Below are 19753 nucleotides of genomic sequence, written 5' to 3' on the forward strand. Positions count from 1 at the left end.
TCCGTCGAACATGCGCCAACAAACCACTATAATCGCTCCTCAAGTTTCCGAAGGAGTGTTTCATGTCTGGTTTTTCCCCGGCAAGCGAAGTTCTGCTGCGCCACAGTGATGATTTTACCGAAAGCCGCGTTCTGTTTGCCGGCGATATGCAGGATGACCTGCCGGCGCGTTTTGACACCGCGCAAAGCCGCGCGCATACGCAGCAGTTCCACCACTGGCAGGTGCTGAGCAAGCCGATGGGCGATAACGCGCGCTATGGTCTGGTGGCCGACGCCGAAATCGTGGCGGACAGCGATACCCTGATCTACTACTGGCCGAAAAACAAACCGGAAGCCCAGTTCCAGCTGATGAACCTGCTGTCGCTGCTGCCGGTCGGTACCGATGTTTTCGTGGTCGGCGAAAACCGCAGCGGCGTGCGCAGCGCCGAAGCAATGCTGGAAGCGTACTGCCCGCTTAATAAAGTCGACAGCGCGCGCCGCTGCGGGCTGTATCACGGTCGCCTTGAAAAACAGCCGGAATTCAATGCCGACGGCTGGTGGGGCGAATACCAGGTCGACGATCTGACCATCAAAACCCTGCCGGGCGTCTTCAGCCGCGACGGGCTGGATGTTGGTAGCGATCTGCTGCTCTCTACCCTCTCGCCGCATACCAAAGGCAAAGTGCTGGACGTGGGTTGCGGCGCGGGCGTGCTGGCCGCGGTGCTGGCGAGCCATTCGCCGAAAGTGCGTCTGACCCTGTGCGACGTGAGCGCGCCAGCGGTGGAAGCGAGCCGCGCGACGCTCGCCGCGAACGGCTTTGAAGGTGAAGTGGTTGCAAGCAACGTCTTTTCAGAAATCAAAGGCCGCTTCGATATGATTATCTCCAACCCGCCGTTCCACGATGGCATGGAGACCAGTTTTGAAGCCGCGCAAACGCTGATTCGCAGCGCTGTGCGCCACCTGAATATCGGCGGCGAGCTGCGTATTGTGGCGAACGCGTTTCTGCCGTATCCCAACGTGCTGGACGAAACCTTCGGCAACCACGAAGTGCTGGCGCAGACCGGGCGCTTTAAGGTCTATCGCGCGGTAATGGGTCGCAACGCGAAGCGTTAAGCGTATTCACGCGTCGAATGCCGCTTTTTGCATCATTTGGAAAAGCGGCATGCAATTAAGTGTTGACGAAGTCCAGAAAACATCTAGAATGCGCCTCCGTGGTTGCAATACTTCCCGGTATTGCTGGTATGCGAAGGTGGCGGAATTGGTAGACGCGCTAGCTTCAGGTGTTAGTGTCCTTCGGACGTGGGGGTTCAAGTCCCCCCCCTCGCACCAAAGACCACGCAAGAAAGTATCGCTCGCACTGCGCGAAGGTGGCGGAATTGGTAGACGCGCTAGCTTCAGGTGTTAGTGTCCTTCGGACGTGGGGGTTCAAGTCCCCCCCCTCGCACCAATGCGATGGCGATACGATAAAAGAGACAGTGCGAAGGTGGCGGAATTGGTAGACGCGCTAGCTTCAGGTGTTAGTGTCCTTCGGACGTGGGGGTTCAAGTCCCCCCCCTCGCACCACTTCTTTTATCACTTCTGATTTCCTCTGTTTTTCCTCGTCGTGATTCCCTGTTATTTCTCTACGATTTTTCGTACTGCTTTAATTCAGCGCCAGATGCAAATGCGACACGATCAGCATTAATCCGCTGGCGAAAGCGATGCAGGATGGCAGCAACACATAGTGCCGCAGACGCGGATGATACAGCATGCCGATGGTCGCCAGCAGCGCCAGTACAATAATGACCCGCCACGCTTCCCAGCTCAGCTCCTTCCAGGCCAGCATCGCGACCACCGCACCCGGCAAAATGACGGCCCAACCACTTTCCAGTCGCCTGTACAACATCGTTTCGCCTCTCGTATCGATAATGATAAACAATATCATATGATATTAATTCTCATTTGTCAGCAATTATGAGTTTAGCGCTGCTTTACTTCAGTTAAGAGCTAATGACATATCCGAATGAAGGTGATAAATTAGCCGCCCTGGTTAAGAAAATTCTTACTCCCTGTTTCGCGGTATAATAAGCCTCTGTTTTATCAGGCTTTTATAAAAATCTGATAGCGCTAAATAAGTCACAATGGATATGACTGCAAATAACTGGCGAGCCCTGACGGAAAAAAAATATCAGCTCTCACTGAAATGCTTTCTGTTTCTTAATCTCTTTTCCGCGCTGTTTAATCTCGTGGATCCGCTCTCTCCTTACCCGCATATTCCCTGGGCAGCGTTTAGCATGATTGCGCTCTGCGGTGCCCTTCTGCTGCACGCGTGGACGCGCACATTCAGCCTGAAAGCAATTACGCTGACAGCGCTACTGACAGGCGCGTTATGGTCAGTCAATCTCTGGCTGAAAAGCCCATGGTGCGTGTTTCATGATGGCACGTGCCTGCTTATTTCTTTGCTCGGCGCGCTGTTTATTGCGGCGCTGTCATTTATCAATATGCCCGGGCCAGGTATCGCTTTTTGCCTGCCAATAATCTCGACGATCCTGTGGCTTGATAACGTCCAGCCTCCTGTGTTTTATGCTTTTACGCTGACCGTACCGTTAATGGGACTGGTTATTCAGCATTTCATTGGCAGGCACAACGATATTCTCGCGCGGCAAATGGTGCAGACGCTGATAGACGAAAAAGCGACGCTCAACGATCTCAGTATGATGGACCCACTTACCGGCCTTTGTAACCGCCGCGGCTTTGAAAACCGCTTCGCTAACCTCTCGCCAGACGCCGGGCAGCGGTTTGTTCTGCTGATGGATATCGACCATTTCAAAGCCTATAACGACCACTACGGCCATATGATGGGCGATCAGGCGCTGACACGGGTGTCAGCGGCGATCCGCGATGCCGTGCGCTCGCGGGATATCGTTACCCGCTACGGCGGTGAGGAATTTATGGTGCTCCTGACGCAGGCGGATGAAAAGAGCGCACGACTTACCGCCGAGCGCATTCGCCAGCGGGTGTATGATTTGCGCATTCCTCATATTTTCAACGAGAGTGTGGCAACCAACGTCACGCTGAGCATCGGCATCGCGCCGCTGGAAAACGACGACATCGAAGATGCGCTGCGCCGCGCCGATGAAGCGCTTTACGCCGCCAAAAATCAGGGTCGCAATCACATCCTTTATCACGACGCCCTGCGCGCCGCGTGAATACCGTCGGCGCGCTGCGGTGCGCCGGTTTTCTGGTCAAACTGCTTGCACTCGTTTCTGCCTATAGTTAGGATTGGCAATCATTATCATTTAGATTTGCTATTCACAGACGCTATGGCTTATCGCTCTCTTCATTCTGTTGATGAATTACTCTGGCGCGCCCCGCTGCCTCGTTCGCCATCGACGCTGGCGTTGCGCCTGCGCGACGCGTTTACGACGCACCGCGCGCATTTTCACGACATTATGAAGCTGGATGAAACGCCGCCCTCTGCAGCGCTCTCCTTTCGCGAATGGACGCAGCCCGCGACGCTCGCCACATTAATGGCGCTCTACTCTGATCATATTTATCGCAATCAGCCGCACGCGGTACGTGAAAATAAGCCGCTGAAATCGCTCTGGGCGCAGTGGTATCTCGGGTTACTCGTGCCGCCGCTGATGCTGGCGCTGTTGACGCAGCCGCAGGCGCTGGATTTGAACGAAGAGAATCTCGCCGTTGAGTTTCACGAAACGGGCCGCGCGGCCTGCTTTTATCTGACCGTTAAAGAAGATGCGCGCGCAACCGCGCTTTCCGCGCGCGAGCGGCTGGAAAAGCTGGTGCTGGAGGTCATAACGCCGGTCGTTGAGGCGCTGGAAACCTCCGGTGATATCAACGGCAAGCTTATCTGGAGTAACACCGGTTATCTTATTAACTGGTGTTTTGGCGAATGGCGCGAGTGGCTCGGCGACGAGACCGTCAGCGCGCTGCGCCAGAGCTGTTTTTTCGAAAAGACACTGCTTAATGGCGAGGAAAATCCGCTGTTTCGTACCGTCGTTATGCGCGAAGGGCTACTGGTGCGCCGCACCTGCTGCCAGCGCTACAAGCTGCCTGACGTGCAGCAGTGCGGCAACTGTACGCTGAAATAGTTAACGGCGGGTTTCCCCGCCGTTTTCATCACGCGGCCTGTTCACCCGCGCCCTGCGCCTCCTTCAGCGCCTCTTCCGCTTCCTGTGCCAGCAACTGCTTCTCGTAGACTTTAAAGAACGGGAAGTAAATGATGGCCGAGACCACCGCCAGCACAATCACCAGCAGCGCGGCGCGGAAATCCCAGCCCAGCGCCCAGGCCGCGCCAACCGGCGCTGGTGCGGTCCACGGCACGACAGAAATCACACGGCCAATTAAATCAAATTTCATCGCCGCCCATGCCAGCACCGCGTTCAGCATTGGGGCCAGCAGGAATGGAATAAAGAAAACCGGGTTCATTACTATCGGCGTGCCGAAAATCACCGGTTCATTGATGTTGAAAATACTGGGCACTACGCTGAGCCGTCCTATCGAGCGAAGATGCGCGGAGCGGCTACGCAGATAACAGAACACCAGCCCCATTGTCGCCCCGGAACCGCCAATTACAATAAAGAAGGTCCAGAACGCTTCCATAAAAATATGCGGCAGCGGCGCGCTCTGCGCCAGTGCCGTCTGGTTAAGCCCGAGGTTGGTCAGCCAGAACATCTGCAGCATACCGGAGACAATCGCCGCGCCGTGAATGCCTGCAAACCACAGCAGATGGGCAATCAGCACCGCTAACAGAATGGCGGGCAGCGAATCGGCCGCCGACACCAGCGGTTTAAAGATAGCCATGATCGCCTGTGGGATCAGAAGGTCGAACTGCGACTGAATTAACAGGCTCAGCGGATACAGCGTCAGCACGACGACCAGTACCGGGATCAACAGATCGAAAGAGTTTTTGATCATCGGCGGCACCTGTTCCGGCAGGCGTATGCCGATGTTATGCGCTTTCAGAAAACGCATCATCTCCACGCAGTAAATCGCCACCAGAATCGCCGTGAAAATACCCGTGCCGCCGAGGCTGTCTACCGGTAGCGTCCCTTTGGTTTTCGGCGCAGCCACCAGCATGAATGCCATCAGCGACAGCATCGCACACATGAAAGGATCCAGTTGATGCGACTTCACATAGTGCTTGCCGAGGTTATAGGCGATGGCCGCGCAGATATAAATAGACATGATCCCCATCGTCATATCAAACGGCGTGAGAATCTGCCCCTCAAACTGCTTCGCCAGATCCAGCCACGCACGGGCAAAACCCAGTGTGGTGTCGGGTGAAAACGGCGGATAGGCAAACACCAGTAAAAACGAACCGACAATCATAAACGGCATGGCGGAGATAAACCCGTCGCGGATCGCCATCACGTGGCGCTGCGCGGAAATGCGCGAAGCTATCGGGCTGACATAGTTTTCAACAAAGCGAAATATCACATTAAAGGCAGCATGGTTGGCAGACATGGCGGTCTCCTGTCAGGCAATCAACGTGAATACGCGGCGAGCGGCCGTCGCGCATCATCCCATAATCCATTGAACTGAAAACCGTAACCAGGTGTGTCGCTCTGCTTCCTGCGCAGTGAAATCTTCCGGGCTGCAACAGTGTCTGACTGCCTTGCCAGCGGCGTAACTGAAAAAGAAAGGTTTCATACACGGCTCTTATTATTGGTTACAGAGGGAGGTTACATCACCAGTATTAATCCGCGATGGTCGCTCTGCAACCGGTTACAGTAACCGGTTTCTTTGATTGTGAAGGAGATCCAGAAAACACCGGATGGCCACAGAAAAGCGCTTTTCCGCTAATTTACAAAACCTGGTGCGGTATGCCAGATTAAGACAGCTATTTTCAGGAGAAATAAATGAGTCTGGAATCCGTGCGACAATTTTTTGTCGAAAACGCCCCCGATATTGAAATCATTGAACTTAACCAAAGCACCGCCACCGTCGCGCTGGCCGCCGCTGCCCATCAGGTTGAACCCGGTCAGATAGCCAAAACGCTCTCGCTGAAAGTGAAAGATGAGGTGATTCTGGTGGTCGCCAAAGGCGACGCGCGGCTTGATAACAAGAAGCTAAAAAACACATTCGGTGCGAAAGCGCGAATGCTCAGCAGTGATGAAGTGGTGACCTGGACCGGCCACCCGGTTGGCGGCGTCTGCCCGTTCGGGCTGGAAAACGCGCTGGCAGTCTACTGCGACATCTCACTGCGTCAGTATGACGAAGTGCTGCCCGCAGCAGGCGCGATTCACAGCGCGGTGCGTATTTCGCCCACTCGCCTGGCAGAGCTGACCCAGGCGCAGTGGGTGGATGTGTGTCTGTAAGTGTGCGCGTAACGCGATAACGCCTCTACCGCAGGCTTAAAATAAGCCTGCCCGGTGCAGAAGAATATCCGCCGCATTCAGCAATCCGGCATCGGTATGCACGCCGAGCTTCAGCATGGCGTTAAATTTATGCGCGCGGATGGTTTTGATATTGCGCTCCAGACGGCTGGCAATTTGCGACACCGAATAGCCGTCCGTCAGGTAGCGCAGGATAATCCGCTCGGTCGGGCTCAGCAGTCGCGATCCCTGCGTGGCATACCAGATTTTATTAGGCGATTCGCTCACACGAATGGAGTCGCTCATCGCGGACATCAGTTCATCCGTAAAGCGCGCCAGCGTTTCCGACTTATCAATAATCCCCTGCAGTGGCGTCGGAGAAAGCTGGCTTATCAGTTTTGCCTCATTGACGTTATTTACCATCACAATACGCTTCATACGCGGCCAGGCTTTCGCCATCTCACTGACGAACTGCAGACAGTCGCGCCGGTGCTCGCGCGTACCTTCAAGCGAAAAGATAACGGCGGAAAAATTCCGTTTCGTCAGTGCCTCAATAAACGCATGATGGTCGGAAAATATTTCCAGGCGGCATGACGTCGAATTATTTCCCTGTAGCAGCGAACGTATTCCTTCGCCGCTCATTACGCATTTTTCGATTAGCGCAATGTTTCGTTTTTCGACTCCGTGTTCCATTCAGCCTGTTCCTTATGTAATGAAAGCAAATTTAATTCCTTTAATCCCTGTAAGCTGCTTATCCATGCATACATTTCAGCATTGCCGCGCAGAGATAAGCGTCGCATGGCACTGTTTTTCTGCGCGCTGATGGTTTTATTACTTTTTTTCAGCATCTGGGCGATTTGATTTATTCCCCAGCCTTTACCGAGCAACCGTAATACCTGTTTTTCCGACGTAGTAAGCATCACGCTGGACGCCGGCTCTTTTTCCTGCGCCTGGCGCGGCGTGACTAACATCTGGCTGACCCTCTCGGCTTTTTCACGGCCAAGTCGTACAGCATTAACGACACCTTCCACCGGTTCCGCCGTTGAAAGCAGCGTGGTCTCGGGGCGCATCAGTAACTGCACCGCCATATTGAATGAGGCCGCAGGCACAAGAAAAATCCAGTGTACGCCTGGCGCTTGCGCCACCAGGGAGTAATACGCTTCGCACTCGCGACGGGCATCCTCTGGCGCGCAGGGCAGTTCTGCCAGCACCATGTCGATGGGGTTTAGTAGCGGCAGCGTTATTTCTGCGCTGCTGTTGTAGTGATAAAGTTCGGTTTCCGGAAAATGGTGACGCATAATGGTCTCCAGCCCGGTATGCATCACGGGGGTTTGGCTAATGATAATGCCTAGTTTGCAACGTCCTGGTAACATATTTCCTCCGGTTATATCCTTCCGGCCAAACAAATTTCAAAACCAGCTTATGTAATAACGTAAAAATAAATTTCAAAATCTAAATCAAGAAAAAAACGCAGACTGCGTTAGCAGATAATGTATATAAGTGGACATAAAGAATTTTCTGCCCGACAAAACATCGGCATTCTATGAACCCTTTATTTTACTGTCAACGACAAACAAGGCTAAAAATACGCCACCTCGGTTTAAAGGATATTCTCATAGTAAAAAGATAAAAAATGTCTATTTATAGACACAATATAAATACCTGTTTAATTAATTTGGTGGCTCCGCCAGTACGACATTAATTAACTGTGATAACAGCACCCGCCTCGATTGTTTTCTGCGGAACGAGATTGGCTACCCGCACTCACAAACCGCCTGAAGCCACGCCGAAAAATGCAGCAATCTTGATCTACCGCCACGGCTGCGCCTGGCGGCGCATGGTAATAATGGACATCTGACACCCACGCCTATTCTCACCAGGACCGAATATGGAAGCGGATGCTTTAGCGCAGCGGGACGTGACCCGCTTGTGTATTCAGTGCGGGCTGTTTTTATTGCAGCATGGCGCGGAGAGCGCGCTGATTGAAGAACTCACTACCCGGCTTGGCCGCGCGCTGGGCATGGACAGCGTGGAGAGTTCTATCTCCGCTAACGCCATTGTGCTGACCACGATAAAAGATAATCACTGCCTGACGACGACACGAAAAAACATCGATCGCGGCATCAACATGCACATGGTGACCGAAGTCCAGCACATCGTCATTATGACTGAACATAAGCTGCTGGACCGGCACGACGTCGCGAAACGCTTTTCGCAATTAAAACCGCTGCGTTACCCGCGCTGGCAGGTGGTGCTGATGGTCGGGCTCTCCTGCGCCTGCTTTTGCAAAATGAATAATGGCGGCTGGGACGGCGCGCTGGTGACGTTTATCGCGAGCACCCTGGCGATGTATGTGCGCCAGACGCTGACGCAGCGCCATCTGCACCCGCAAATTAACTTCTGTCTGACGGCCTTTGTGGCGACCACCGTCTCTGGTCTGCTGCTGGCGCTGCCGCCATTCGCAGGCGCGTCCACCGTGGCGATGGCCGCGAGCGTCCTGCTGCTGGTGCCGGGGTTTCCGCTTATCAATGCAGTGGCCGATATGTTTAAAGGCCACGTGAATACCGGCCTTGCCCGCTGGGCGATGGCGAGTATGTTGACGCTCGCCACCTGCATTGGCGTGATTATGGCGATGGCGTTATGGGGGCTGCGGGGATGGATATAATTCGTATCATTACGCTGATGCTGGAAGATATGCTGCTTTCCGCGATTCCGGCGGCGGGCTTTGCAATGGTGTTTAACGTGCCGCGCCGCGCCCTGCCCTGGTGCGCGCTGCTGGGCGCGGTCGGTCACGGTTCGCGCACCGTCATGATAATGATGGGGCTGAATATCGAATGGGGCACGTTTCTCGCGGCAATGCTGGTCGGCTGCATCGGCATTCAATGGTCGCGCTGGTATCTGGCGCACCCGAAAGTATTTACCGTTGCCGCGGTGATCCCGATGTTCCCAGGCATCTCGGCCTATTCGGCCATGATATCCGCCGTGAAGATCAGCCACTTCGGCTATACCGATGCCTTGATGATTTCGCTGGTGACCAACTTCCTTAAAGCCGCGTCCACCGTTGGCGCGCTCTCTATCGGGCTGTCGCTGCCCGGCCTGTGGCTCTATCGAAAACGTCCGCGCGTATAACGACTATCAAAGCAAAAGATAAAACCTGGCTTGCAATTAAATCGTGCACTATCTATATTGAAAGCATGAAGACGACACAACAACACGACGGGCTCTCGCTGGGCTTAGACAATCAGCTCTGCTTCGCGCTTTACTCGACAAACCTGGCGCTACATAAAATTTACCGCCAGCTACTGACACCGCTCGGGCTGACGTACCCGCAATATCTGGTGATGCTGGTGCTGTGGGAGAAGGACGACGTGACCGTTTCTGAGATTGGCGAGCGACTCTATCTGGATTCCGCCACGCTGACGCCGCTGTTAAAGCGGATGGAAACCGCGGGGCTGCTGATGCGCCAGCGTTCGCGTCAGGATGAACGACAAGTGATCGTCACGCTCACCGACGCAGGCCGGCAGCTCAAGGCCGAAGCCCACAACATACCGGGCTCGGTGCTCTGCGCCACCGCGTGCGACAAAGAGACTTTGCTGGATCTGAAAGATCAGCTTGAAGCATTACGCCATAATCTGAATCAGTCGTAAGCGCCATCTTCGGATGGCGTGAAAGCACCAAATAAGTAGCGCACGATTAAATCGCCTAAAACTTAAATAAGGAATATTACATGTCTTTAGAAAACGTCATCTACCGCGCCAAAGCCAAAGCCACCGGAGGCCGCGACGGCCGCGCCACTTCTTCTGACGGCGTGCTGGATGTAAAGCTTGGCGTACCGAAAGAGATGGGCGGCATGGGCGGCGATGTCACCAACCCGGAACAGCTGTTTGCCGCAGGCTACTCCGCCTGCTTCCTGGGCGCGATGAAATTTGTCTCCGCCCGCGACAAAATCGCGATGCCGAAAGACGCGTTTATTGAAGGCGAAGTCGGGATCGGCCCACTGCCGACCGGTTTTGGTATCGAAGCGAAGCTGAATATTCACCTGCCGGGGATGGACGCGGCAGAAGCGCAGAAACTGGTCGATGCGGCGCATATCGTCTGCCCGTACTCTAACGCGACCCGTGGCAACATCGACGTCACTCTGAATATCATTGCCTGACGCTATCCCCGCTAACGGGGAAGCTTAAAATAAAAAACGAAACTGCCCTCACCAGGGGACGCGGAGCGCGCCAGATATCATGGCGCGCTCTTTTTTTTACGTGCGATCCCATGCGCCAATAAGCTCAAACCCCGCCTCTGACTATGCTACTATGAAGGAATTATCGTCTCTGCTGGCGATTTTCGCGCCAGTGTCTGATAACGCTTTGATTGAGAACGTTTTATGTCTTCCAGAATCCTGACCCCTGATGTCGTTGATATTGACGCCTTCCGGCGCAATCCCGGCAGCGCGCTGGCGCACGCCGAACGTGGGGCCGTGGCGGTGTTTGATAACAATGCGCCCGCATTTTATGCCGTGACGCCGGCGCGCATGGCGGAACTGCTGGCGCTGGAAAAACAGCTCGCCGCGCCCCGCTCCGATGTCGCGCTGGAAGCGCAATTTTTCGACGAAGGAAACGACGTCGCCCAGCCCGTGCCGGTGCCGATGGGCAAATTCGCCATGTATCCGGGCTGGCAGCCCGACCCCGAGTTTCAGCGTATGGCCGCGCTCTGGGGCATTCCGCTGGCCCAGCCGGTCACCAGCGAAGAGCTGGCCTCGTTTGTCGCTTACTGGCAGGCGGAAGGCAAAGTCTTCCACCACATCCAATGGCAGCAGAAGCTGGCGCGCAGTATTCAGATGAACCGCGCCACCTTTACGTCATCAACGCGGCGCGATGTAAACGCCATCGCGCAGCCGGACGACCATATTCCTGACGGCTTTCGAGGGTAACAATGAAAAACGTCACTGATCTGATGATGCGCCTGAAGCGGCTGATGCCGCCTGACGTCAAGCCGGCCTTTAAAACCGGCGAAGAGCTTATCGCCTGGCAGCAGGAGCAGGGGCGAATTCGCTCAGAGGCCATCGAGCGCGAAAACCGCGCGATGAAAATGCAGCGCACCTTCAACCGCTCTGGCATTCGCCCGCTGCATCAGAACTGTTCGTTCGATAACTATCGTGTTGAAAACGACGGGCAGATGAACGCCGTCAACAAAGCGCGCCAGTATGTCGACGCTTTTGACGGCAACATCGCGAGCTTTGTTTTCGCCGGTAAACCGGGCACCGGCAAGAACCATCTTGCCGCCGCGATCTGTAATGAACTGCTGCTGCGCGGCAAATCGGTGATGATCATTACCGTCGCCGATATCATGTCCGCCATGAAAGACACGTTCGGCAACCGCGAAACCAGCGAAGAGCAGCTTTTAAAAGATCTGAGCAGCGTCGATCTGCTGGTGATCGACGAGATCGGTATGCAGAGTGAGTCGCGCTACGAGAAAGTGATCATCAACCAGCTGGTGGATCGTCGCTCGTCCTCTAAGCGCCCCACCGGCATGCTGACCAACCAGAACATGGAAGAGATGACCAAGCTTCTCGGCGAGCGCGTGATGGATCGTATGCGCCTTGGCAACAGCCTGTGGGTGAATTTCAACTGGGACAGCTACCGCAGCCGCGTCACGGGTAAAGAGTACTAAACTCCGCACTTTTTACGGGGCGCGTTTTCTGCGCCCCGACACTTCCCCTTCCCTGCCGTCTCGCTTTACTTTTGCGCCTCTGCAGTGAAATCTGCGCCGTCATAAAATTTTCATAAAAGAATCCGCTTTTTAGCGTTTCCGCTCACAGTGTATTACTAAACACCTATTTTCTGGCCTTGCCCGACGCTATCCCCGCGCCACAGGCGATGAGACGCTGCTCATAATTCCGTATATCTAAACCTTATCTGAACTGCTCCATAAAAAGATGACGCTAAAATGGTACCAGTATGACAGTAGCGTTATATTTCGGTGTTAAAAAAGCAGTTTAACCTAACGGGCATGGCGCCTTCGCTGCGAGGATGTAGTGTTGTCAGAGTGGCTTTCCATACTTTTCTTTATCGCCTCCGTGGCGATTTACGCCTTCAAGGCGGGCCGTAACACCTGGTGGTTTATCGCCACTCTGGTGGTGTTAGGGCTGTTTGTTATCCTGAATCTGACGCTGCTTGCCAGCAACTATTTTACCGGCGATGGCATCAATGACGCGGTGCTCTACACGCTGACCAACAGTCTCACCGGCGCGGGCGTCAGCAAATACATCCTGCCTGGTGTCGGGCTGGTCGCAGTGCTGCTCGCGGTCTTTGGCCTGCTGACATGGATTTTGCGCCGTCGCCGCCATCTGCCTTATCACTTCGGCTACAGCTTCGTGGCGCTGCTGCTGGCGCTCGCCTCGGTGGACGCCAGCCCGGCGTTTCGCCAGATAACCGAACTGGTGAAATCCCAGACCGCAGAGGGCGATCCCGACTTTGCGGCGTACTATAAAGAGCCGCAAAAGCGTATCGACAATCCACAGCTCAATCTCGTTTACATCTACGGCGAAAGCCTGGAGCGCACCTATTTTGACGATCAGGCGTTCCCGAACCTGACACCGGAGCTGGGCGCGCTGAAAAACGAAGGCATCGATTTCAGCCATACCGCGCAGTTGCCCGGCACCGATTACACCATCGCGGGTATGGTCGCCTCGCAGTGCGGCATTCCGCTTTTTGCGCCCTTTGAGGGCAACGCGTCTGCCTCGATGTCGAGCTTCTTCCCGCAGAACGTCTGCCTGGGCGATATCCTCAAAAACTCCGGCTATGAGAACTACTTCATCCAGGGTGCTAACCTGCGCTTTGCCGGAAAAGACGTATTCCTCAAATCCCACGGTTTCGATCATCTCTACGGGGCCGAAGAGCTGAAAAACACGGTAGCGGACCCAACCTATCGCAACGACTGGGGCTTTTACGACGACACGGTGCTGGACCAGGCGTGGAAAAAATATGAAGAGCTCTCAAAAGCGGGCAAACGCTTCTCGCTCTTTACGCTGACGGTCGACACGCACCACCCGGACGGTTTCGTCTCGCGCACCTGTACGCGAAAGAGCTACTCGTTTGAAGGCAAACCGAACCAGTCTTTCAGCGCGGTCACCTGTAGCCAGCAGCATATCGCGGCGTTTATTAACAAAATCAAAGCGTCGCCGTATTTCAAAAATACGGTCATCGTTGTGTCGTCGGATCATCTGGCGATGAACAACACCGCCTATAAATATCTCAGCAAGCAGGATCGTAATAACCTGTTCTTTATTCTGCGAGGCGATCAGCCGCAGCAGGACGTGCTGGCGGTGAAACGCAATACAATGGATAACGGCGCGACAGTGCTCGATGTGCTGGGCGGCGACAACTTCCTGGGGCTCGGGCGCAGCAGTCTTTCCGGCCAGTCGCTCTCGACCGTGTTTCTGAACATGAAATCAAAAGTGCTGGCGTGGAAGCCCGATATCATCAGCCTGTGGAAATTCCCGTCGAAAATAGACAACTTCACGGTCGACACGCAAAAACAGACCATCGCCTTCTCCGGAAGCCATTTCCGCCTGCCGCTGCTGCTGCGCGTGTCGGATAAACGTATCGAACCGCTGCCGGAGAGTGAATACTCCGCGCCGCTGCGCTTCCAGCTGGCGGATTTCGCCCCGCGCGATAACTTCCTGTGGGTGGATAACTGCTACAAAATGGCGCGCCTCTGGGCACCTGCGCTGGCGCTCTCCACTGACTACTGCGTCTCGCAGGGGCAGCTCGGCGGCGAGCAAAAAGTGCAGCGGGTGGATAAAGCCACCTGGCAGGGCAAAGCGGCGTTTCGCGATACGGTTATCGACACGGCACGCTACCAGCGTAACGTCGAGACGCTCAAAGTGATGGATAACGACATCCGCTATCAGGCCGACAGTTTTATCTTTAACGTGGCGGGCGCGCCGGAAGAGGTCAAACAGTTCTCCGGCATTTCACGCCCGGAATCCTGGGGCCGCTGGTCCAACGCGCAGCTCGGCGAAGAAGTGAAAATCGAATATAACCAGCCCCTGCCGGAGAAATTCGATTTAGTCATCACCGCCAAAGCGTTTGGCCCGAACGCCGGGAAACCGGTGCCCGTGAAGGTGGGCGAGAGCGAACAGACGCTGACGCTCGGCAACGAGGTCTCCACCACCACGCTGCATTTCGAAAACCCGACGCGCAGCAACACGCTGGTGATTGTGCCGCCGGAGCCGCAGTCAACCAACGAGGGCAACATTCTTGGTCACTCGCCGCGCCGTCTCGGCATCGGCATGGTGTCCATTAAGGTCATTAACGCGAGCGGGTGATCCCGCTCGTTAGCCGATCCGCTTTCTGCGCTTCTCGGAATACATCACGTTGTCGCTCTCTTTGATCATCTCAAGCAAAGAGTCGTAATTGCCCGAATCGCGATGCAGCATTCCGTACGAGTAGTTGATGTTATAAGGCTTACCGGCGCGCTGGTTATGCGCGTCCAGGCTCGCGCGCAGATTGTTCAGAAACGGCTGCGTGTCGCTTTCCCGGGCCAGGAGTACCGCGAACTCATCGCCACCCAGCCGCCCGGCGATATCTTTCGGGCCCAGATGCTCTCGCAACTGGCTGGCGAACACTTTCAGCACCTCATCGCCTTCCGCGTGGCCCCACAAATCGTTAATCGGCTTAAAGCGGTCGAGATCGAAATAGAGAATGCTGAACGGCTCGGGATTCTCCTTCAGGGCACGAAAACGCCGCTCGCCGCTACGGTAAAAGCCGCGGCGGTTCGGAATACCGGTCAGGCTGTCGGTCATCGCCATGCTAATCACGTGAAACTCATCTTCAACGATAAACGCCAGGTCTTTCAGCGTCGCAATATCATCATCGCTGAAATCGCGCGGCGTGCCGTCGATAATACAAAGCGTGCCGACCACCGCGCCATCCGGCAGCCGCACCGGGTAACCTGCATAAAAACGGATAAACGGCTCGCCGGTGACCAACGGATTATCGTGAAAACGCTCATCCAGGCGGGCGTCATTTACGATAAACGGCCCTTCCTGCAAAATCGCGTGCCCGCAAAATGAGACGTCGCGCGTGGTTTCGCGCGTGTTCAGTCCCTGGCAGGCCAGCAGCCACTGACGGTTGCGATCGAGCAGGCTAATCAGCGCCACCGGCACCCGGAACAGTTTTTTCGCCACCCGCGTCAGGCGCTCAAAACGCTCGTCATCCCTGGTATCAAGCAGATCCATCATATACAGCGACTTCAGCCGCGCTTCTTCGTTTTCAGGGATACCAGGAAATTTCATGTTCCGCCTCCGCGTCAGTAGCAGCGCGCCCGCCAGTGTAAGGGAAGCATTCTGCCAGAAAATATATTGAGGTAAACGGATGAGTATAGGAGGAAAAACGGGCGATTTGCGACATGGCAGCCGGTGCCGCTGATGACCAGCCCCCTATTTGCAGCCGTTGCGCCGCCGCGCCGTCAGGCGCTCGGCTTCAGCCGGTTCGCCACCACGATGCGCGAGCGGCCCATCTCTTTGGCAAGATAAAGCGCAATATCGGCATTTTTTATCAGGCTCTCGCGCCGCGCGTGATCGGGCCAGGTGGCGAGGCCGATGGAGACCGACACCGGGCCAATCTCCAGGCCGTTATAGCGCAGCGATAACTCACTGACCTGCGTCAGAATACGCGTGGCCAGCGCATGAGCCTGCGCCTGTGGCATACCGGGCAGCAGCATCAGAAACTCTTCGCCGCCGTAGCGAAACACCTGCGCCGTCTCGCCCGGCACAGCGCGAATCGTCCGCGCCACTTCTTTCAGCACCGCATCGCCCGCGTCATGCCCGTACTGATCGTTAAGCGATTTGAAGTGATCGATATCAATCATCAGGCAGCTTACCGGCGAGCCGGTCATCTCCGCCTGACTGATGCAGGCGTACAGCGCGTCTTCCAGGTGATAGCGGTTGCGCAGGCCCGTCAGCGAATCGAACATCGCTTTTTCGGTCAACTCATCGCGCAGCTTCTGGTTGGCGAGCGCCAGCGCCAGCGTCTCGGCCATCAGTTCCAGATAAACGTAAGGCGGCTCAAGCTCCTCGCTGATTTTTTCAAACGACAGCAGCCCGATGGTTTCATTCTGGGCAATCAGCGGCACGCAGATGGCCCGCAAGGCAGCGGCAGGCGGCAGATGTTTGCAGGGTATATCCACCAGATCACGGTCAGGGCTGTGCATCTGCCCGCGCCGCAGCGCCCAGCATTCGTCCGGCGTAAACGCGCTGTCGCCGCCAGCGTTTTCAGGCCAGCGAGCGGCGCACACCATCAGATGATCGCGCGTATCCAGCACATAGAGCCTGCCCGCGAGCCCCGGCGCAATTTGCGGTGCAAACAGCCGGACCAGCTCGATAATATCGCCGCGTGATTCGCTCCCCTGTAACCGCTGGGTCATGCGTGACAATAATCCCCGGATGGCCCAGTCGGCATCGCGCTCCCGCTCAAGGCGCTGGCGCGCCAGCCCGTTTTCGCGAAATACATGGATAGCCTGCGCCATGTCGCCAATCTCATCCACCTGCTGCAGCAGCGGCGCTTCCACTTCGTAATCCTGCGTCGCCAGCCGGTTGACCACATCGCTCAGCTTTACGACCGGCCGCAAAATACGGCGTTTGAGAATAAACCCGAGGACAAAGAGAAACAGCAGCGCGGTGAGGCCGACCATAATTTCCGACAGCGTGCGCAGCCGCTGTGAGGCCTCGGTCGCAGCCTTAATCGACATGCCGGTCCGATAATCAAGCAGGCTGCGAAATTGCGCGAACTGCAGGTCCACCCGGTCAAGCTCATGCTCATAATTCACGCCAAACAGCAGTTGCAGCGCGTGTGCGTTATCGCCGCGCGCTACGGCGTCCATCGCCTGCTGCTGCTCCTGCTCCTGCTCCAGCGCATGCGCCACCGTCATGCCCTGGCGCAGATGCTCTAACTCCTCAGGCGTAGCGCCCAGATCCCGCAGCCGCGCCAGATGCGCTTCATCTTTATTGTCCTGCGCTCGTTTCGCCTGCCAGGCCGTCAGATCCTGCGTCCTGCGATCCACTACGTAAACGCGCGCCAGCTCAGTAAGCGCGTAAGTCTCCTGTTCTACCGTTTCCGTCAGGCTGTCGTATGCCGCGCTCTGGCGCACAGCCGCCCGCTCCGCCTTGTCGGCGCCGGAGGCCATCATCAGCACGACCCCGGAAATCAGGGTGAGCGCTACCGTTGCGCCATAGGCAATGTTAGTCATCGTTGCGATGCGCACAGAGGATCCCGTTCGTTAAAAAGAGGGCCGAAGATGATATGGCGTGCCTGCGTAAGAAAGACGCCCCGGTTTGGTTATTTTACTGACAGATAAATTATAGAAGCCGTTAACCGATTCTTAATATAAATGCATCAGCGCGGGTGACGGTTTTCAGCCGCCTGTTCGGGGGGTGAACGCTGACCATAAAAAAGCCCCCGCCGCGTGAGCGACGGGGGCTTTTCAGGTGAAAACGAACCGCTTAGAACGTTTCCCAGTTATCGCTGCCCTGGGCCACCACCGGCTTTGCGGTGACGACCGGCGCGACGCTTGCCTGTACCGGGCTTACGCTACGCGGCTTGTCCTGCGCGCTCTGGCTGATGCGGAACACGGCGACGGACTGCGTCAGGCGGCTCGCCTGCTCTTCAAGCGCGGCGGCGGCAGCGGCGGATTGCTCCACCAGCGAGGCGTTCTGCTGGGTCACGCGGTCCATCTCAGCGACGGCCAGGCCCACCTGGTCGATACCGCGGCTCTGCTCGTCAGAGGCCGAGGCGATTTCGCCCATGATGTCGGTCACGCGGGTCACCGCGCTGACAATTTCGCCCATGGTTTCACCGGCGCTTTCTACCAGCGTCGAGCCCACGTCCACTTTGCTGACGGAGTCTTCGATAAGGCCTTTGATCTCTTTCGCGGCCTGGGCGCTACGCTGCGCCAGGTTACGCACTTCACCGGCCACCACGGCGAAGCCGCGGCCCTGTTCGCCCGCACGCGCGGCTTCTACCGCGGCGTTCAGCGCCAGGATGTTGGTCTGGAAGGCGATGCCGTCAATCACGCTTGTGATATCGGCGATTTTCTGGGAGCTGCCGGCGATGTCGCGCATCGTCTGCACTACGTTATCCACCACTTTGCCGCCTTTCTGGGCGGTTTCCGACGCGCTCAGCGCAAGCTGGCTCGCCTGACGGGCGTTTTCGGCGTTCTGTTTCACGGTGGCGGTCAGCTCTTCCATGCTGGCGGCGGTCTCTTCAAGAGATGCGGCCTGCTCTTCGGTACGGGAAGAGAGATCGTTGTTACCGGCGGAGATTTCGCTCGCGCCGCTGTAAATGGCATCGGCACCGTTACGGACTTCACCCACGGTACGCACCAGTTCGCCCTGCATATGTTTAATGCTGGCGGCCAGCTGGCCCATTTCGTTCGTGCCGTCGACGTCAATCTGACGCGCCAGGTCGCCGCTCGCGATATGGCGAATGCTCTCAATAATGCGGTTCAGCGGGGTGATAAGGGTGTTCTGGATACCGAACCAGACGCAAACAATCACGCCCAGCACCACGGCCAGCACGCCAATCAGGATCCAGATAGCCATGCTGTAGGAGCTGTTGCTGCCTTCCACGGCGATGTCATACAGGCGGTCATTCTGCGCCATGTAATCGGTATAGGCTTTCTCGAAACCGTCCTGATATTTCTGGGTCGGCTGGTCGAAGAATTCGTTGATTTTCCCGGCCGCGAGCAGCTGAATCAGCTCCGCCAGCGCACCGTGGTAGATGTCGTAGTTACGCTTAATTTCCTGCGCGTACTCTTCGCTCTGGCGCGGGTCACGCGGCAGCGCCTGATATTCCGCCCAGTGCGTTTCCGCCTGTTTCAGCGAGCTGCTGGCGATTTGCATCAGCTCCTGCACCGTCGCGCCGCTGCCGATGTTGTTCGCATCCATCATGTGACGGATACCGGCGCGGTTTAAGGTGTTACGGGTCTGAATCAGGGCAACCCAGCTGCCGTTCAGCGTGGACTGCTGCTGACGGATGGTTTGCAGAACGGTGAAATTTTCCTTGTCACTTTTGATGGCATTAAAGAACAGGCCACCGGAAGCCATTTGCAACAGACCAAACAGGGCCAGAACAAACAGCAAACTGGTTACAACTTTGATGCGGTTTAACATGGTTTCTCTTCCCGATACGACAGATGGAGAGAGTTTCGGCATTAAACCCAAAAACTTTATAAGGATAAGCCCCGCTCAGGTCCGATTTTTGTACTAACTTTGGTGGGGAAATCGCCATAAATACGCAGTGTGTGACGCAGCTCATATTGTGACTGTCAGGAATACAAATTGAGCGCCGCTTCATTTCTGATTTCAGCATGACAAAATAATGCCTAAGCGCAAAACGTTAGCGGTTTGCTCGAAAGTGGGAGAAGAGAGAAAAACAGAGACGTTCCCTGCTTTCCCTCAAAGGC

At 55.9% G+C, this 19753-nt stretch carries 18 protein-coding genes and 3 tRNA genes; 14 read left to right on the plus strand and 7 right to left on the minus strand.

Annotated features, from left to right (window positions below; genetic code table 11):
* The first annotated feature begins 62 nt into the window (after positions 1-62).
* The 4 genes from rsmC (at position 63) to CSK29544_RS01545 (ending at position 1541) form a co-directional block, all read left to right on the plus strand.
* Positions 63-1091, plus strand: coding sequence for a 16S rRNA (guanine(1207)-N(2))-methyltransferase RsmC (gene rsmC, locus CSK29544_RS01530; RefSeq protein ID WP_007866053.1), 1029 nt, complete (start codon positions 63-65; stop codon positions 1089-1091).
* Positions 1092-1221: 130 nt separating this feature from the next.
* Positions 1222-1307 (plus strand) — tRNA-Leu (locus CSK29544_RS01535).
* A 32-nt stretch (positions 1308-1339) separates the two neighbouring features.
* A tRNA-Leu gene (locus CSK29544_RS01540) sits at positions 1340-1425 on the plus strand.
* Positions 1426-1455: 30 nt separating this feature from the next.
* A tRNA-Leu gene (locus CSK29544_RS01545) sits at positions 1456-1541 on the plus strand.
* Positions 1542-1620: 79 nt separating this feature from the next.
* Here CSK29544_RS01545 and CSK29544_RS01550 read toward each other — a convergent pair.
* The gene (locus CSK29544_RS01550) at positions 1621-1902 is read right to left on the minus strand and encodes a DUF1435 domain-containing protein (protein WP_007776369.1); all 282 of its coding nucleotides are present in this window, start codon (positions 1900-1902) and stop codon (positions 1621-1623) included.
* A gap of 196 nt (positions 1903-2098) precedes the next feature.
* On the opposite strand from CSK29544_RS01550, the gene CSK29544_RS01555 reads away from it, so the two are divergent.
* A complete protein-coding gene (locus tag CSK29544_RS01555) occupies positions 2099-3166 on the plus strand; it encodes a diguanylate cyclase (RefSeq protein ID WP_007889278.1) in 1068 nt (355 codons plus the stop codon).
* Positions 3167-3280: 114 nt separating this feature from the next.
* Complete coding sequence (gene fhuF, locus CSK29544_RS01560) at positions 3281-4069, plus strand: siderophore-iron reductase FhuF (protein ID WP_007889279.1); 789 nt, start codon at positions 3281-3283, stop codon at positions 4067-4069.
* Between the two features lie 28 nt (positions 4070-4097).
* Here fhuF and CSK29544_RS01565 read toward each other — a convergent pair whose 3' ends face one another.
* A complete protein-coding gene (locus tag CSK29544_RS01565) occupies positions 4098-5444 on the minus strand; it encodes a PTS sugar transporter subunit IIC (protein WP_007889287.1) in 1347 nt (448 codons plus the stop codon).
* 395 nt (positions 5445-5839) lie between these two features.
* On the opposite strand from CSK29544_RS01565, the gene CSK29544_RS01570 reads away from it, so the two are divergent.
* Positions 5840-6298 (plus strand): YbaK/EbsC family protein, encoded by a 459-nt coding sequence (locus CSK29544_RS01570; RefSeq protein ID WP_007866066.1) that lies wholly within the window; start codon positions 5840-5842, stop codon positions 6296-6298.
* 36 nt (positions 6299-6334) lie between these two features.
* Here the strand turns inward: CSK29544_RS01570 and bglJ are convergent, their stop codons facing one another.
* Positions 6335-6988, minus strand: a complete 654-nt coding sequence (gene bglJ, locus CSK29544_RS01575; protein ID WP_004386486.1) for a DNA-binding transcriptional activator BglJ — start codon at positions 6986-6988, stop codon at positions 6335-6337.
* Entirely contained in the window at positions 6952-7668 is a 717-nt protein-coding gene (locus tag CSK29544_RS01580) for a helix-turn-helix transcriptional regulator (protein WP_198248874.1), read from the minus strand. Before CSK29544_RS01580 ends, bglJ begins: the two co-directional genes overlap by 37 nt.
* Before the next feature lie 515 nt (positions 7669-8183).
* Between CSK29544_RS01580 and CSK29544_RS01585 the strand changes: the two genes are divergently transcribed.
* From CSK29544_RS01585 to opgB, 7 genes are all read left to right on the plus strand, one after another.
* Positions 8184-8960 (plus strand): threonine/serine exporter family protein, encoded by a 777-nt coding sequence (locus CSK29544_RS01585; RefSeq protein ID WP_007889296.1) that lies wholly within the window; start codon positions 8184-8186, stop codon positions 8958-8960.
* Positions 8951-9424, plus strand: coding sequence for a threonine/serine exporter (locus CSK29544_RS01590; protein ID WP_007889299.1), 474 nt, complete (start codon positions 8951-8953; stop codon positions 9422-9424). The genes CSK29544_RS01585 and CSK29544_RS01590 overlap by 10 nt, the downstream gene beginning before the upstream one ends.
* 65 nt (positions 9425-9489) lie before the next feature.
* The gene (locus tag CSK29544_RS01595) at positions 9490-9942 is read left to right on the plus strand and encodes a MarR family winged helix-turn-helix transcriptional regulator (protein WP_029039374.1); all 453 of its coding nucleotides are present in this window, start codon (positions 9490-9492) and stop codon (positions 9940-9942) included.
* Between the two features lie 80 nt (positions 9943-10022).
* A complete protein-coding gene (locus tag CSK29544_RS01600) occupies positions 10023-10451 on the plus strand; it encodes an organic hydroperoxide resistance protein (protein WP_004386492.1) in 429 nt (142 codons plus the stop codon).
* Between the two features lie 222 nt (positions 10452-10673).
* Entirely contained in the window at positions 10674-11219 is a 546-nt protein-coding gene (dnaT, locus tag CSK29544_RS01605) for a primosomal protein DnaT (RefSeq protein ID WP_004386493.1), read from the plus strand.
* A gap of 2 nt (positions 11220-11221) precedes the next feature.
* Positions 11222-11959: a replicative helicase loader DnaC gene (dnaC, locus tag CSK29544_RS01610; protein WP_004386494.1), complete on the plus strand. Its 738-nt coding sequence runs from the start codon at positions 11222-11224 to the stop codon at positions 11957-11959.
* Between the two features lie 367 nt (positions 11960-12326).
* Entirely contained in the window at positions 12327-14618 is a 2292-nt protein-coding gene (gene opgB, locus CSK29544_RS01615; protein WP_029039375.1) for a phosphatidylglycerol--membrane-oligosaccharide glycerophosphotransferase, read from the plus strand.
* A 9-nt stretch (positions 14619-14627) separates the two neighbouring features.
* On the opposite strand, the gene CSK29544_RS01620 is transcribed toward opgB, so the two are convergent.
* The 3 genes from CSK29544_RS01620 to tsr form a co-directional block, all read right to left on the minus strand.
* Positions 14628-15587: a GGDEF domain-containing protein gene (locus CSK29544_RS01620; RefSeq protein WP_007889311.1), complete on the minus strand. Its 960-nt coding sequence runs from the start codon at positions 15585-15587 to the stop codon at positions 14628-14630.
* Positions 15588-15760: 173 nt separating this feature from the next.
* Positions 15761-17554 carry a sensor domain-containing diguanylate cyclase gene (locus tag CSK29544_RS01625; RefSeq protein WP_007889313.1) on the minus strand — a complete coding sequence of 598 codons (1794 nt, stop codon included), beginning with the start codon at positions 17552-17554 and terminating at the stop codon, positions 15761-15763.
* Positions 17555-17792: 238 nt separating this feature from the next.
* Positions 17793-19460, minus strand: coding sequence for a methyl-accepting chemotaxis protein (gene tsr / locus CSK29544_RS01630; RefSeq protein ID WP_007889315.1), 1668 nt, complete (start codon positions 19458-19460; stop codon positions 17793-17795).
* Positions 19461-19753 lie beyond the last annotated feature (293 nt).

Source organism: Cronobacter sakazakii (assembly GCF_000982825.1).
GTDB lineage: Bacteria > Pseudomonadota > Gammaproteobacteria > Enterobacterales > Enterobacteriaceae > Cronobacter > Cronobacter sakazakii.

Coding starts and splice junctions, on each gene's coding strand:
- rsmC (WP_007866053.1), top strand. CDS start 63: ATGTCTGGTTTTTCCCCGGCAAGCGAAGTTCTGCTGCGCCACAGTGAT.
- CSK29544_RS01550 (WP_007776369.1), bottom strand. CDS start 1,902: ATGATATTGTTTATCATTATCGATACGAGAGGCGAAACGATGTTGTAC.
- CSK29544_RS01555 (WP_007889278.1), top strand. CDS start 2,099: ATGGATATGACTGCAAATAACTGGCGAGCCCTGACGGAAAAAAAATAT.
- fhuF (WP_007889279.1), top strand. CDS start 3,281: ATGGCTTATCGCTCTCTTCATTCTGTTGATGAATTACTCTGGCGCGCC.
- CSK29544_RS01565 (WP_007889287.1), bottom strand. CDS start 5,444: ATGTCTGCCAACCATGCTGCCTTTAATGTGATATTTCGCTTTGTTGAA.
- CSK29544_RS01570 (WP_007866066.1), top strand. CDS start 5,840: ATGAGTCTGGAATCCGTGCGACAATTTTTTGTCGAAAACGCCCCCGAT.
- bglJ (WP_004386486.1), bottom strand. CDS start 6,988: ATGGAACACGGAGTCGAAAAACGAAACATTGCGCTAATCGAAAAATGC.
- CSK29544_RS01580 (WP_198248874.1), bottom strand. CDS start 7,668: ATGTTACCAGGACGTTGCAAACTAGGCATTATCATTAGCCAAACCCCC.
- CSK29544_RS01585 (WP_007889296.1), top strand. CDS start 8,184: ATGGAAGCGGATGCTTTAGCGCAGCGGGACGTGACCCGCTTGTGTATT.
- CSK29544_RS01590 (WP_007889299.1), top strand. CDS start 8,951: ATGGATATAATTCGTATCATTACGCTGATGCTGGAAGATATGCTGCTT.
- CSK29544_RS01595 (WP_029039374.1), top strand. CDS start 9,490: ATGAAGACGACACAACAACACGACGGGCTCTCGCTGGGCTTAGACAAT.
- CSK29544_RS01600 (WP_004386492.1), top strand. CDS start 10,023: ATGTCTTTAGAAAACGTCATCTACCGCGCCAAAGCCAAAGCCACCGGA.
- dnaT (WP_004386493.1), top strand. CDS start 10,674: ATGTCTTCCAGAATCCTGACCCCTGATGTCGTTGATATTGACGCCTTC.
- dnaC (WP_004386494.1), top strand. CDS start 11,222: ATGAAAAACGTCACTGATCTGATGATGCGCCTGAAGCGGCTGATGCCG.
- CSK29544_RS01620 (WP_007889311.1), bottom strand. CDS start 15,587: ATGAAATTTCCTGGTATCCCTGAAAACGAAGAAGCGCGGCTGAAGTCG.
- tsr (WP_007889315.1), bottom strand. CDS start 19,460: ATGTTAAACCGCATCAAAGTTGTAACCAGTTTGCTGTTTGTTCTGGCC.